This window comes from Anabaena sp. 4-3, assembly GCF_001597745.1.
Classification (GTDB): Bacteria; Cyanobacteriota; Cyanobacteriia; order Cyanobacteriales; family Nostocaceae; genus Trichormus.
Map to the genome: position 1 here is coordinate 90,988 of NZ_LUHJ01000076.1, position 14,942 is coordinate 105,929.

The 14,942-nt window shown below is 41.0% G+C and carries 12 protein-coding genes and 1 pseudogene; 5 read left to right on the forward strand and 8 right to left on the reverse strand.

The features are described from left to right. Positions 1 to 778: 778 nt before the first annotated feature. Positions 779 to 1,270, reverse strand: coding sequence for an NADAR family protein (locus A3775_RS22635; protein ID WP_066426923.1), 492 nt, complete (start codon positions 1,268 to 1,270; stop codon positions 779 to 781). A gap of 173 nt (positions 1,271 to 1,443) precedes the next feature. On the opposite strand from A3775_RS22635, the pseudogene A3775_RS25445 reads away from it, so the two are divergent. Next, positions 1,444 to 1,575, forward strand: a pseudogene (locus A3775_RS25445) (DUF2243 domain-containing protein); the annotation flags it as partial. A gap of 70 nt (positions 1,576 to 1,645) precedes the next feature. On the opposite strand, the gene A3775_RS22640 reads toward A3775_RS25445, so the two are convergent. The 7 genes from A3775_RS22640 to A3775_RS22670 all read right to left on the reverse strand — a co-directional run bounded on the left by A3775_RS22640 (position 1,646) and on the right by A3775_RS22670 (position 10,258). Further along, entirely contained in the window at positions 1,646 to 2,434 is a 789-nt protein-coding gene (locus tag A3775_RS22640) for an ADP-ribosylglycohydrolase family protein (protein WP_066426925.1), read from the reverse strand. Positions 2,435 to 2,800: 366 nt separating this feature from the next. Further along, positions 2,801 to 4,156, reverse strand: a complete 1,356-nt coding sequence (locus A3775_RS22645; protein WP_066426928.1) for a (Fe-S)-binding protein — start codon at positions 4,154 to 4,156, stop codon at positions 2,801 to 2,803. A 39-nt stretch (positions 4,157 to 4,195) separates the two neighbouring features. After that, positions 4,196 to 5,461: an FAD-binding oxidoreductase gene (locus A3775_RS22650; RefSeq protein ID WP_066426930.1), complete on the reverse strand. Its 1,266-nt coding sequence runs from the start codon at positions 5,459 to 5,461 to the stop codon at positions 4,196 to 4,198. Between the two features lie 202 nt (positions 5,462 to 5,663). Next, complete coding sequence (locus A3775_RS22655; protein ID WP_197480222.1) at positions 5,664 to 6,344, reverse strand: hypothetical protein; 681 nt, start codon at positions 6,342 to 6,344, stop codon at positions 5,664 to 5,666. A 29-nt stretch (positions 6,345 to 6,373) separates the two neighbouring features. Then, positions 6,374 to 6,880: a hypothetical protein gene (locus A3775_RS22660; RefSeq protein ID WP_066426932.1), complete on the reverse strand. Its 507-nt coding sequence runs from the start codon at positions 6,878 to 6,880 to the stop codon at positions 6,374 to 6,376. Positions 6,881 to 7,182: 302 nt separating this feature from the next. Further along, positions 7,183 to 8,550 carry an NAD(P)/FAD-dependent oxidoreductase gene (locus A3775_RS22665; protein WP_066382113.1) on the reverse strand — a complete coding sequence of 456 codons (1,368 nt, stop codon included), beginning with the start codon at positions 8,548 to 8,550 and terminating at the stop codon, positions 7,183 to 7,185. Between the two features lie 346 nt (positions 8,551 to 8,896). Beyond that, the gene (locus A3775_RS22670; RefSeq protein ID WP_066426934.1) at positions 8,897 to 10,258 is read right to left on the reverse strand and encodes an NAD(P)/FAD-dependent oxidoreductase; all 1,362 of its coding nucleotides are present in this window, start codon (positions 10,256 to 10,258) and stop codon (positions 8,897 to 8,899) included. 470 nt (positions 10,259 to 10,728) lie between these two features. Between A3775_RS22670 and A3775_RS22675 the strand changes: the two genes are divergently transcribed. The 4 genes from A3775_RS22675 (at position 10,729) to A3775_RS22690 (ending at position 14,827) form a co-directional block, all read left to right on the forward strand. Then, complete coding sequence (locus A3775_RS22675; RefSeq protein WP_066426936.1) at positions 10,729 to 11,313, forward strand: TetR/AcrR family transcriptional regulator; 585 nt, start codon at positions 10,729 to 10,731, stop codon at positions 11,311 to 11,313. Between the two features lie 123 nt (positions 11,314 to 11,436). Next, positions 11,437 to 12,729 carry an ABC exporter membrane fusion protein gene (locus tag A3775_RS22680; protein ID WP_066426939.1) on the forward strand — a complete coding sequence of 431 codons (1,293 nt, stop codon included), beginning with the start codon at positions 11,437 to 11,439 and terminating at the stop codon, positions 12,727 to 12,729. A gap of 106 nt (positions 12,730 to 12,835) precedes the next feature. After that, positions 12,836 to 14,002, forward strand: a complete 1,167-nt coding sequence (devC, locus tag A3775_RS22685) for an ABC transporter permease DevC (protein WP_066427045.1) — start codon at positions 12,836 to 12,838, stop codon at positions 14,000 to 14,002. A 72-nt stretch (positions 14,003 to 14,074) separates the two neighbouring features. After that, positions 14,075 to 14,827, forward strand: coding sequence for a DevA family ABC transporter ATP-binding protein (locus A3775_RS22690; RefSeq protein WP_066426940.1), 753 nt, complete (start codon positions 14,075 to 14,077; stop codon positions 14,825 to 14,827). The last annotated feature ends 115 nt before the right edge of the window (positions 14,828 to 14,942 follow it).

Here is a 14,942-nt window from a genome sequence, read left to right on the forward strand (position 1 = left end):
GATGTAATCTCCTCTAGGCTAGTTCCCAGCTTGAACAAATTTGTATTTTGTCTCAGTATTGATCAAGCTGAAATCAATCTTGAGATAGATTTCATCAAATTAAAAAATGCTGTGAATAGTTGTGGTTAACTATGTACACTAAGCAGATAAAAAAGTTATGCAGGTGAGATGTTAGGGAACTCCAAAAAAATAAATTATCCTGCTGAAAGTTGCTGACAGTTCACTGTTAACTGTTAAATGATGGGAGATTTTTGACTTGGAAGTACCTGGAAATATTTCATACTCCCTATCAAAACATAGTGGGAGTGTGAAAACCCCTACTCTTTAGAGAGGGGATGTAGCTTGCTTCCCCGCAGGGGTAACACGACTCAACAGGTTAAAACCTGTTGTTTTAAGACGAGACTTCTGGTAAATTTTTACTGATGATGTTGGTGAAAAACCCATAACAAAAAGCATCATAAGTTGACCAAAAGTAACCGTACAGCCAAGCAATTGGTCGAGGCGGGTAGGACTGTTTGAGCCAGTCAAAGCCCCTTTGGGGCAGAACAAACATTGCGTAGTCTGCTTATAGCAGGCGTAGCAATATCAGTTCAGAATCCTGGTTTTTCAAAGCCAGGAGAGTTCAATCCCACTGCATCAGCAATCAAACTTATCAGCCTTCAGGTAGGGAACAGGGAACAGGTAACAAATTTACTGTTGTCTGTTAGCTGTTTTGGTGATTAACCAATTGATATGAGTCATCTATATCCAGGGACAATTAGAAAATTAACAACTAACCTTAGCCTTTATTTTCCTGACACTCACAGGAAAATACTGTCAGTTCCTGTAACTTGCGGATATCTTCACGTACACCCATGAGGATTTTACCGAGATGGTTTTGTCCGGTTTGCTCTGCACCACAACCCCAAAAATAATCAGTAGGTGAATTCTCTACTAAAACCTCATCCCCGGTACTCAAAAGAATTTCTTTGATATCAGGATGAGTCATAAACTTTTGCCATACAGCAGTTTGCATAACTGGAATTTTGACTAAATCCCAATCTGCGCGCAGTCGGCGACTGCTACAACGTCCCAAAGCCGCAGCTTCTTCTGGGGTTTTAGCTGCCCGGATTAGGGGTATGATCATAGCATCTGCGCTACCGACAAACTTTTGTGCTTGATAGTAATGCTCTACCGTTGACCAGTAAGTACCCTGAATTTCAATGTGATGGGGGGAAAAATTAGAAAAACAACCGTAAGGCTGCCAAACCTTATAAAAGTAAATGGTCATGTGAAATTTCTCTGTTATATTATATCTCAATTTCCATAATGCCTGTAAATGTCAGTAGTCAGCGATCCACTGAGGATTGAGAACTACTACTGATCTTCAGACAGAAGATATTACTAACAGAATAATTTTATCTTGATGAGGAAACTGTCTGTAGGGTTAATCAACGGTGGAAAATGACAGCTAGTAGTTCGGTTTTGCGTGAACGTCTACCATTGATTACTGGTGGGATTTTTTGAGGTTTAGAGTTGGGTGGCTTTGTAGATGGTATCCTGCTGCATCAAATTCTCCAATGGCATCAGCAGATATTGCCTAGTGTAGCTTTAGCTCACGTAGCAATATCAGTTGGGAATCCTGGTTTTTCAAAGCCAGGAGAGTTCAAGCACAATACCTATACATAAACTTTTCGGTGATTGTGCATAGATGCTCATCCAGATGAGATAAAGTATGATCAGCGATCGCCTTGGGGACACTGCCATAATATGCTTGAGCTATACCCCCAGCAATACAAGCAATAGTGTCACTATCACCACCCAGAGAGACAGCATTACGAATGGCATCCTCAAAGTTAGTTGATTCTAAAAAAGCGATAATTGCTTGAGGAACAGAACCCTGACAGGTAGCATTATATTGATATGTTGGTCGAATGTCGTCTAGAGAGCGTTCCAGGTCATAACCAAAGGTATTCTGAATGTAGGACTGAATTTTTGCCTTATCATAACCTGTACGTGCCAGAAAAATGGCGGTAGCGGTAGCTTGCGCGCCTTTTATCCCTTCAGGATGATTATGAGTCACTTCTGCACTGCGTTGGGCTAATGTTAACACAGTCTCTAAATCATCGAAAGCAAAACCGATGGGACTAACACGCATAGCTGCACCATTGCCAAAACTATTGTATGGTTGACGACTGTGAGATTTAGCCCAATTGCTAAAGTTGCGCCCATACCCAGCATACAAATAGCAACTATAGTACCACTTAAATTGGTCAATGAACTTACCACTTGCGGGCAATGGCTCTGTGTGCAGAATCACATCTGCTACCGCTACTGTTAACACTGTGTCATCAGTAAAACGGCTTTGCCTATCAAACAGGGGGAAATTTTTCGATTTGAGACTTTTACCTTCATAGACTGAACCAATGATGTCACCTGCGATCGCACCCAGCATAATCTTTAATTGTGTTATAATACAAAGTGAGTTTTTCCCAACGGACTACAGCGTTATAGCCTGATACACTGCCAGCGATCGCTTGCTCTTGTCTAGAAGCAAACTACCCGCCTGAATCTGTGTACTATAGATTCCTCCTGGCAACTCACCCAGTTGATAATCAGAATTACTTTATCATCATCTTTTCAGCCTAAAATCGCCCCATCTAGAAGATTTACCTAGGCTTAACAGAAAGCATCCCAATTTTAAACACCAAACACAAAACAAACCTTCAACCTCTGCGAACCTCCGCGTGAACTCTGCGAACCTCTGCGTTAAAAAATCAAACCCCCAAGCTTTCCAACCAGGGGGCTAATATCAACCTATTTACCTCTTCAACCGCAAACCCCGAATCGAATAATCCAACAACTCCATCGGGTGCATTACAGAAACTACCTTACCTTGCAATTGTAAATGCTTAGTAATTTGCAAAGCACAACCAGGATTAGGAGAAGCAATCAACTCAGCACCAGTATTCAGCAAATTCTGTACCTTTTGCCGACCTAATTCTTCAGCCACCTCTGGCTGTAGCATATTATAAACCCCCGCACTACCACAACACAAAGCAGCATCTAAAGGTTCTTTCAAACTCACCCCAGGAATTTGTCTTAATAACTGTCGTGGTTGCACACTAATCTTCTGACCATGCAACAAATGACAAGCATCTTGATAAACTAAATTCACAGGTTTATCAGTCAAAGGTGAAAGTTTAGCCGTTAACCCAACAGTAGCTAAAAACTCCTGAGCATCTTTAACTTTAGCTGCAAAAGCTTCAGCCTTCTCTCGATATTCTGAATCATCTGCTAAGATGTGACCGTATTCTTTCAACGTATGACCACAACCAGCCGCATTGATAACTACATAATCTACACCAGTATCAGCAAAGCTGTCAATCATCTGTCTAGCTAAAGCTTTTGCCTGTTCTGTTTGTCCTTGGTGTTCAGGTAATGCTGCACAACAACCTTGAGATTTAGGGATAACAACTTCACAACCATTCGCCGTGAGAACTCTCACCGTAGCTTCATTGACAGGGGAGAAAAACAAGCGTTGCACACAACCCAAAATTACCCCGACACGATAGCGTTTTTTACCCTGTGCGGGGATGACAGTAGGTAAATTATCTTGAAAAGATTTGATGGTAATTTCTGGGAGAATTGACTCCATTGCTGCCAAACGTGGCGAGATTTTTTTAATTAAACCTGTAGCACGTACAAGTTTAGAAACCCCCGACTTTTGATAAACAAACAACGGAATTAGTAAGATGCGTAAAATATCCGGGTTGGGGAATAAAGAAAATATCAGTTGACGGATTAATTTATCAGAAAAACTGCGGTTATAATTTCGTTCAACTTGGTGACGAGTAGCTGAAATAAGTTTATCATACTGCACACCTGAAGGGCAAGTTGATACACAAGCTAAACAGCCTAAACAAGAGTCAAAATGTTGAACTGTTGCGGTATTTAAAGCAATTTCCCCTTCATTAATTGCATCCATTAAATAGATACGTCCTCTAGGGGAATCCATTTCTTTACCTATTACCCGATAACTGGGACAAGTGGAAAGACAAAACCCACAATGTACACAACTATCAATTAATTTCGGATCTGGGGGATGATTTGGATCAAACCCGGTTAAATTTTTCAAACTGGCAGTATTATTAGTAGAATTATTGGAAACTTGCATTTTTATTCTTCCCCTCTCTGTGTCTTTGTGGTTACTTGTTTAAATCCCACCAACAAACCGACCAGGACTTAAAATATTTTTGCTATCAAACTGTTGTTTAAGGCGACGCATTAATGTTAAAGCATTGCCTGTGTATCCCCACACATCTATTTGTTGTTTCACCGCCACAGGTGCTGTCATTACCGTTAAGAAACCGTGATGAGATTGACAAAGCGATCGCACTTTTAAAACCTGATTTTGATCATCAACCTGCACAACACCCAAACCACTGCTGAGATGCACCAGTCCAATTTCCACTACTTTCAACACCTCCACAGCAGCAGTTGGTAATATTCCTATTTTGCAGGTAATCGCCGACTCTGTGACAGGATGATGTATTTGTTCTGGCAATCTCTGCCATAGATAATCTTCATCTGCACCAGAATAGACTGCTGTTGTTAATCCTAACGTTTCTCCTAATTCTAAAACTCGATGAGATTGTTCTTTAACACTTTCGTTAATACTTTGGAAACGTGCAATTAATCCCAAACCTGCACCCAAACCTAAGCTAGATACTAATTGTCTAGATAATAAATCAGCTTGAGTGGGTGTCAAAGCCGAACCGCGTAAAGTATTAGCTGCTTGAGATATCGTCTCAGCGTCACCAGTTAACACCACAGTTCCCGATGCTTCCTGTTGGGGATACACCCGAAAAGTGACTTGGCTAATCATGCCTAATGTACCATAAGACCCGGTAAACAACTTCATCAAATCATAGCCAGCCACGTTTTTAACTACCCTGCCGCCAGCTTTGGCAATTTCACCATCAGCACGGATAAAGGTGATACCTAAAAGTTGATCGCGCACACTACCATAACGTTGTCGGAGGGAATTAGTATCAGCAGTGGCGACAATACCGCCAATGGTGGCTAAATCTGGTTTTGAGGGGTCTAGAGCCAGAAATTGCCGTGATTGTGCCAAAATCTGTTGAAGATGGGAAAATTTCATACCCGCTTCCACAGTGATAGTCAAATCACCTACAGCGTGTTCAATTAATTGATTGATGCGTTCTGTACTGACGACTACATCAATATCTTGAGGTAAACCACCCCAATTAAGTTTACTGCCACTACCGCAGGGAAGCACACGCCAGTTATGACTATAAGCAGTAGCGATGACTGCGGCTAATTCTGCTTGTGTTTGGGGATAGACAAGACAACTGGGGGGTTTTGTGCCAGTCGCCTGTAGAATATAAGGATTGTCTTGTGGGTGTACGGTATTTTCTGCGCCAACGATAGATGCAAGAGTAGAAGCAATGGCTGTCATCAGTTTATCTTTGAGTCCCTACATCTCATTTTCTGTGATGATGACACAAAATCGCTGCTTAAATATAGTTCTTGTGGTGTGGGCTTCTAGCCCGCACCGGACGGGCTAGAAGCCCATCCCACAAGAGAGCTTTAATGCAACATTTTAGTCTAGACAGTCCACTACCCTATTTTCTTTTTCGGAGATGCTTATTATATAGCTATTAGTGCGGAGACCATGACCAACGATGTTTGCATTTAGGACAACTCAGATTTAATTCTCCCAAATGTTTGGGAACACGTAATTTTTGCGAACAATTCGGACATAAGGTAATTATCTTTTCGGGTTCAGATATTTGGCTATCAGATAAAATTTGTCCCACCAGTTTGTAAGCTTCGCTCAAAGGTATTTGAGAGTTTTCTACAGCTTGCATCAAATGTTGAGCTTCATCAGGACTAATTAAATTATGTTTTAGAGGTTCTTTTAAAAATAAGTGAAATTTTGTTTTGTCATGCTCGTCAAGCTGCGATTGCCTTTCTTTAAGTTCAATTTCTCTTAATCTTTCTCTATATTCTGCCAAAAGTTGTTTTTGTTTACCTTCATGAAACCCACCATCTTTGATCAATCGTGATACCCCATACAAAGCAGCTCCACCAGCTACAGCAGCACCAGCTACAAGAAATGCTGGTGCTGCTACAACCATGCCAATACCTGTTACTGCTGTAATGATTGGTATAGATGCTGTCGTTGTTCCTAATAATGCTGCGGCTGCTCCTGCTCCAGCAGCACCGAACGCAGTAATCCCAATATCAGCAAAAATACCAACTTTGTCATTTGGATTCTTCTCTAATTGGTCAATTACTTTGAGAAGTTCTTCTTTTGTAAGATTTTTTTTGTTAGACATTTTTAACCTCTAGAATTTTCAGCTAGATATCAATGAGTTGCAACGTTGGGAACAATAGTGTTAAATACACTACTGAGGAGTGCAAAAAACTGTTGAGCAATTTCAAAAATATCTTCACCCACACCCTGAAACTGCTTGTCTAGCCTATGTCCAACTACTGCACCAACTCCAGTAATAGTGACTCCCAGCAATGCTGCTATTGGTGCTAGAAGTTGCCCGATAAATGGTATTGAGGTTATTAAACTTGCAATAGCAGCACCTACAACAGCACCTATACCAGCACCCGCTACCAGAAAAGGATGAGCTTTAACAAACTCCAAAATTTTGATAAGTATAATCTTTCCTACAGCAAAGACTTTACCTGCAATTTTCTTTGTAAAAGAAAGCATCTCATGTAAGCGGCTGATAACTTCTGGCGGTAGTCTAAGCTGTTGAAGTTGCGCGTATATTTCACTGCTTTTGATTGATTCAGCTGCCGCATTCCAAAGTGCCAATTTTAGGTTTGCTTGCCCTGCCGAAAATTCCTGATTAACCATAATTGATTAGTGTTTGCTGACATAACTGTTGCTGTTTCAGGTTCAACACACACACCAGGATATAACCTGTAGTAACTGGTTAAAACTGACACAAACTTTAAAAATTAGCTTAATATATGTTTAATTTCCATAAACACAGCAATTATACGTAAAACTAAAATATCTGGTTCAGATTCCTCTATAAACATCTCTGAAGTTGAGTTTAATAATAAAGTTTTACCTATTCATAAACAAGCCAAACAAACACAAAGAAGAAAGGGTGTACGACTGTACACCCCAACAAGGAAATTATGAGCAGAAAACTAAGCATTAACTGTCTGTCTATTGTTGGCTGTTGTATACTGACTTTTACCATTAGTATTTTCAACTTGTGCCAACGCCAAAGATTCTTTACCAGTAATCAATCTCGCGCCACGTTTGCGGGTGACGTAGTTCCACGCCCATTGAATCATTACTAGGAGTTTTTGGTTAAACTCAATCAGGAAGTAGATGTGAATGAATAGCCAGAATAACCAAGCAATGAAGCCTTGCAACTTGACCAAGCCTAAGTCTACAACGGCTAAATTTCGTCCAATCATGGCTAGGTTGCCATAATCAGTATATTTAAATTCGGGCAAAGTTTTACCACGCAGACGTTGTTTCACTAATGCGGCAACGTATTCACCTTCTTGTTTGGCGACTGGTGCAACACCAGGAAGGGGTTTACCGTTTTGGTGGGAGAAGTGAGCTAAATCCCCAACTACGAAAATATTGTTATGTCCCTTAATACTTAAGTCTGGTTCTACAATAACTCTGCCGGAGCGATCGCACTCTACACCAGTACGTTCTGCTAATACTTTACCCATTGGGGAAGCTTGCACACCTGCTGCCCACAATATAGTTTTTGAAGCAATTTCTTTGAATTGATCGTTTTGTTTGAGGGTAACGATATCGTTGTCAATATTGGTTACTCTGGTGTTAGTTTGGATAATTACACCTAATTTTTCCAGAGATGCTGCTGCTGCTTGCGATAACTCTGGTGCTAAAGCTGGGAGGACGCGATCGCCCCCTTGCAATAGTAAAATTCTAGTCTCGGAAGTGTCGATGTCGCGGAAGTCTTCTTTGAGAGTTTTGTATGCTAACTCGGCGATCGCACCCGCTAATTCTACCCCGGTAGGGCCACCGCCCACCACTACAAAAGTTAACAAAGCACGGCGTTTTTCAGGATCAGTTTCTTTTTCTGCTGCTTCAAATGCGCTAAATATCCGCCGACGTATTTCTATCGCATCTTCTACAGTTTTCAAACCCGGAGCAAAATCTTTCCAGCTATCTTTACCAAAATAGGAATGCTTCGCGCCTGTGGCAACGATTAATGTATCATAAGGTACTACTCTATCACCTAAAATAACTTGTTGGGTAGTTGGATCAATATCTTTTACTTCTCCCAACAACACTTTTGTATTCTTGCTTTTGCTGAGTATGGAACGCAATGGTGCGGAAATATCAGCAGGGGATAGCATACCTGTAGCAACTTGATATAAAAGCGGCTGAAATAAATGAAAGTTACGTTTATCAATGAGAGTAACATTCACATTCGCTTGAGCAAGTGCCTTTGCTGCATACAATCCACCAAAGCCACCACCAACGATGACAACCTGATGTGGTGGATTCTTCTTAAGTGAAGCTACCATAACTAATATTTCCTTGTGTTAAGAGGAGTGTAACTATTCTTAATAAATGTGTAACAAACTCGTGATACAAGTTGCCGTTTATGATGAACACTTGACAAAATTCACAATTGTCATTTGAGATACTATTTAGTTATTAGTTATTAGTCATTAGTCATTAGTCATTAGTCATTAGTTATTAGTTTTTCTCCCCTGCTCCCCCTGCTCCCCCTGCTCCTCTGCTCCCTCTGCTCCGAAAGCTGCCCACAAAAAAAATAGTGGAATCAGCATTTTACCTCGATGAAGCAAAATACCTATTCCACAAATTTTCAGCAAATTTTCAGCTAATACTAGCTACATAGCCAAAATTCTAGACGTTGACTGTCAGCCTATTTTCTTTGGGCTGGTAATGACTGCTATTGTTAACATTTTTGACTCCCGCAGCAGCTTCTTGCCCTGTAATTAATCTCGCTCCACGATTACGAGTCAAATAATTCCATGCCCACTGAATCGTAACTACTAACTTATTGTCAAACTCAATGAGGAAGTAGATATGAATTACTAGCCAGAATAACCACGCAAAGAAGCCTTTCAACTTGATAAAGCCTAAGTCTACAACGGCTGCATTCTGCCCAATCATTGCTAAACTACCGTAATCGGTGTATTTGAATGCTGGCAAAGTTTGACCTTGTTGGCGTTTTTGAATTAATGTGGCGACATATTCACCTTCTTGTTTGGCGACTGGTGCAACGCCAGGAAGGGGTTTACCGTTTTGGTGCGAGAAGTGAGCTAAATCCCCAACTACGAAAATATTGTTATGTCCCTTAATACTTAAGTCTGGTTCTACAATAACTCGTCCGGCGCGATCGCATTCTGCACCTGTGCGTTGTGCTAATACTTTACCCATTGGGGAAGCTTGCACACCCGCAGCCCATAATACAGTCTTAGAGGCAATTTCTTTAACTTCATCGCCTTGTTTAAAGGTAACAATATCATTTTCAATATTCGTTACCAAAGTTTTGGTCTTGACATCCACACCTAAATCTTGTAAGGATGCTTGCGCTACTTGTGATAATTCTGGCGCGAAAGGTGGCAGAACTCGATCTAATCCTTCTAGGAGAATAACTTGCGCTTCTTTGGTGTCGATGTTGCGGAAATCTTGTTTCAGGGTTTGGTATGCTAATTCAGCGATCGCACCCGCTAATTCTACCCCGGTAGGGCCACCACCCACAATCAAGAAAGTCAACCAAGCTCGCCGTTTGGCTGGATCTTTTTCCTTCTCTGCCGCTTCAAAGGCTGTAAAAATTCGCCGACGCATTTCAATCGCATCTTCTACAGTCTTCAACCCCGGCGCGTATTCTTCCCAATTATCTTTACCAAAATACGAATGCTTCGCACCAGTGGCCACAATTAAAGTATCGTAAGGAATTTTCTCATCTCCCATGACCACTTGTTGCGCTTCTGGGTCGATATCGTTCACTTCTCCTAACAATACTTTTGTATTCTTGCTCTTGCTCAATACGGCACGCAAAGGCGAGGAAATATCGGCTGGTGATAGCGTTCCGGTGGCGACTTGGTAAAGAAGTGGCTGAAATAGGTGAAAGTTACGTTTGTCAATTAGGGTAACTTCTACCTTCGCTTTAGCAAGTGCTTTTGCCGCATAAAGTCCACCAAAACCACCTCCAACAATCACGACTTGGTGCGGTGGGTTGTTGTCAAGTGCATCTACCATAAGAAAATTTCCTTGTGTTACGGGTGCTGTAACTATTCTTAACAAATTTGTATCAAAATTGTCACAAATTTTTCTGTTCAGTCTGCACAGATGAAAAAATTGTGAAAGTAATTAAAACTACGTTTTATAGGTGATTAACTATACATGAATCATCTGGTTATGTTTCTCTACTATTCATCTGCTAGGGTTTGCGGCTTTATGCAAGTGTAATTAAAAATTTTTACGCACACTACAACATAGAGGCTGAGTATCTATGTTGACAAAGCCAATACTAAATATTACATTAAGAAATGTGAATTTGTAAATTTACAAAAATTTAATTTTTCAGCGATCGCTCAGAGAGAAAGCGATAAATCAGGACAATATCGGCTAAAAGCTTAACCTTGATTCATTTTGCTTATAAGTTCTTGACGAACATCTCAAACTGAGTTTTACTAAAAATAACGAGCGTTCGATATAAAAAAGACATTATGCCCAAAGTTGTTGATCATGAGCAATACCGCAAAGAACTGCTCGGCAAGTGTTTTGATTTATTTGCCTCTAAAAGCTATGGTTCGATTACCATGAGGGAAATTGCTCAAGGCTTAAACGTTTCCACAGGAACGTTATATCATTACTTCCCTAGTAAACAGGCTTTGTTTGAGCAATTAGTAGAAGAAATTAGCCAGCGAGATGTGAGTGCAGCCTTAGCGGAGATGGGCGGTGCAAAAACTGTAGAAGCGGCGATGACAGCCTTGGGCAGATATTTAGTAAAAAACCAAGATTACTTTATTAAGTGGACTTATATTTGGGTTGATTTTTGTCAGCATCAAGACATAGATGAATTACGCAATAATCATGTATTCAAGCGTGCAAATAGAAATTATCAGCAAGCAGTTTGTGAGTTATTAGGTGTACAAGATACAGCCTTAGCTACCTTTGTATTGAGCTTGGTGAATGGCTTAATTTTAGAAAAGTTGTGGTGTAATGAAACGATTGATTTTGTTGAGCAATGTACATTGCTGGGCAAAATGATCACGGCTTATTTAGGGCAGAGGCTAGAGGTTAGAAATTAGAAGCTTTTTGATAAGTTAGGTGATTTCGTGGGCATCATAAAAAATACTCTGTGTCTTGGTGTGGAAAAGTTATTTAGCACAGAGGGATAGAAATACAACAAAATCATGTTTATAGAGGGGAATATGAGTCAAAAAGTGTTATTTAAAGGAACAAATCAAGGGTTAATTGCATTAGTAATGGCAGCTACGGCTGTGACTGGTGGCATGATTTTTTATGTAGTTTCTCAGTTTGGGTACATTGGCAAAACTGCGGCATCAGATACTAATTTCCAAGCGGAAGCTAGCGCACCGAAAGTTACAGCTTTAGGTAGATTAGAACCGGAAACAGAAGTAATTAAACTATCTGCACCCTTAGCTTTAGATGGCGATCGCGTGGCTAAAATTCTTGTAGCAGAAGGTGATACTGTCAACTCTGGAGAAGTCATTGCAATTTTAGATTCTCAAGCCCGTTTGAAAACTGCTGTACTGCAAGCCCAAAAACAGGTAAAAGTCGCCCAAGCTAAACTCAATCAAGTGAAAGCCGGAGCTAAAAGTGGCGATATCTTAGCACAGCAAGCCAGTATAGAACGCTTACAGGCGCAATCGCAAGGAGATATTACAGCACAACAAGAAACCATTGCTCGGATTGAGGCACAATGGCAAGGAGACAGAATCGCCCAAACCGCCACGATTAGAAAGCTAGAAGCAGAATTAAAAAACGCCGAAGCAGAATACAAACGTTATCAACAATTGTATGCAGAAGGGGCGATTTCTAACTCTGCCTTTGATAGTAAACGCTTGAGTGTAGAAACCGCCAAAGAGCAATTAGACGAAGCCAAAGCTATACTTAACCGGATAAACGCCACCGCCAGCAAACAACTAGCAGAAGCGAAAGTTGCACTCAACCGGATAAACGCCACCAGTACAAAGCAAGTCAGGGAAGCGAAAGCCACACTCACCAGTATTGCAGAAGTGCGTCCTGTAGATGTGCAAGCAGCGCAAGCAGAAGTTGAGGAAGCGATCGCCTCACTCAAACGTGCAGAAGCAGACCTAGAAGCAGCTGACATCAAAGCACCAATAGCGGGACAAATTCTCAAAATTCATACAAGAGTCGGCGAAAAAATCAGCGACAACGGCATTGCAGACTTAGCCCAAACTGAGCAAATGATTGCGGTAGCGGAAGTCTATCAATCTGACATCAGCAAAGTCAAACTAGGACAAACCGCCACAATTACCGGACAAGCCTTTGCGGGAGAACTGCGTGGTAAAGTGTCTCATATTGGCTTGCAAGTCAACCGCCAAAACGTATTTAGCAACCAACCAGGAGAAAACCTCGACAGCCGAGTAATAGAAGTTAAAATTCGCCTGACTCCTGAAGACAGCAAAAAAGTTGCAGGTTTAACTAACTTGCAAGTGCAAACAGCAATTGAATTATAAGAAATAGGGAATAGGGAGTAGGGAACAGAAGAGAGAATTATTTCCCAATGCCCAATCCCCAATGCCCAATCCCCAATGCCCAATCCCCAATCCCCAATCCCCAATTATGTTATCTAAAATTTTGCGGAAAACGCCGCTAGCATGGCGGCAATTAATGAAAGAAAAAACACGCCTAGCGGTAGCGGTGGCAGGTATTACCTTTGCGGATATGCTGATGTTTATTCAGTTGGGATTTGAAAGTGCGCTGTTTGATGCTGCTATACAACCCCATCGGAATTTACAAGCGGATTTGGTGCTAATTAATCCGCAATTTCAAACATTATTTTCAGTGAAAAGTTTTTCGAGAGAGCGACTTTATCAAACACTAGGTTATGAAGGCGTGCAGTCAGTCAGTTCATTGTATATTGGTACTGGACAATGGCGTAATCCTGAAACCCGACAGGATAGAGCTATCTTAGTTTGGGGTATTGATCCAACGACATCTGTATTTAAGTTTCCCGAAGTGAAAAGAAACCAGGATGGGATTAAACAATTAAATCAGGTGTTATTTGATCAAGCAGGTCGTCCTGAATACGGTGCGGTTGGTGATATATTTCAAAAAACAGGTAAATTTCCCACAGAACTGAATAATATAGCCGTTAATGTTAAAGGCGTATTTAGTAACGGTGCATCCTTTGCGGCTGATGGTAATGTTATCGTTAGTGATTCTACGTTTTTAAGACTATTTCCAGAACGTAAAGCAGACAGAATCGAAGTAGGGTTAATTACTTTAAAACCGGGTGCAGATGTAGAAAAAGTGCGATCGCAACTAGCCGCAGGTTTACCCAATGATGTGAGAGTCTTGACACCAGAAGGCTTTGCCCAAACGGAAAAAGAATACTGGGCTAACGGTACAGGTATCGGTTTTATTTTCGGCTTGGGTACGGTAGTAGGGTTTATTGTCGGCATTGTGATTGTATACCAGATTCTTTACTCTGATGTGTCTGACCATTTGCCAGAATACGCCACCCTCAAAGCAATGGGTTACACAGACGGTTATTTACTCATAGCCCTACTACAAGAAGCTTTATTATTAGCCTTCTTTGGATATCTTCCCGCCTTCATTCTTTCCTTTGGATTATATCAAGTCACCTACGCTGCTACTATGTTGCCCATTGCCATGAAATTAGACCGGGCAATCAATGTATTTATTCTGACTATTATCATGTGTAGTGTTTCGGGTGCGATCGCCATGCGAAAACTACGTTCTGCTGACCCAGCCGACGTATTTTAGCTTTTAGTCATTAGTGATTAGTCATTAGTCATTAGTTATTAGCTTTTCTGTCTTCCAATCCCCCATTAAACAATGCTGCAAGAATTTATACCAGTCAATTCGGAATCGACATTTTCAACTTCAGAACCTGTGATTGCTGTGCAGAACCTCAATCATTATTTTGGTTCAGGTGGGTTACGTAAACAAGTCTTATTTGACATTAATTTAGAGATTCAAGCCGGGGAAATTGTGATTATGACAGGCCCTTCTGGCTCAGGGAAAACAACGCTGTTAACTCTCATGGGTGGCTTGCGTTCGGCGCAAGAAGGGAGTTTAAAAATATTAGGCCAGGAAATCTGCGGTGCGAGTAAACAAAAGTTAACTAAATTGCGTCGCCAGATAGGTTATATTTTCCAGGCGCATAACTTGATGACATTTTTAACAGCTAAAGAAAACGTGCGAATGTCACTGGAATTGCATGATCAGTATTTAAATGATGATATCAACGGCAAGGCGATCGCCATGTTAGAGACAGTAGGATTAGGCGAGCGTGTAAATTACTACCCTGAAAACTTATCTGGTGGGCAGAAACAACGAGTTGCGATCGCCCGTGCTTTAGTCAGCCATCCTAAAATTGTCTTAGCCGACGAACCCACAGCCGCACTCGATAAAAAATCTGGACGCGACGTTGTAGAACTAATGCAGAAACTAGCCAAAGAACAAGGCTGTACAATTTTGCTTGTCACCCACGACAACCGCATTTTAGATATTGCTGACCGAATTATTTATATGGAAGATGGTCAACTCAAAACCGACGATGTAGATATTGCTACCACAATGCACTAAACTTATCACCTTTAGGACTTAGGCAAGTGTGATTATGAAACTTTCTTGTAGGGTGCGTCAGAGCAGATTATTCTGTAACAATTAACAGATTTTTGACATCTGACGCACCCTACTA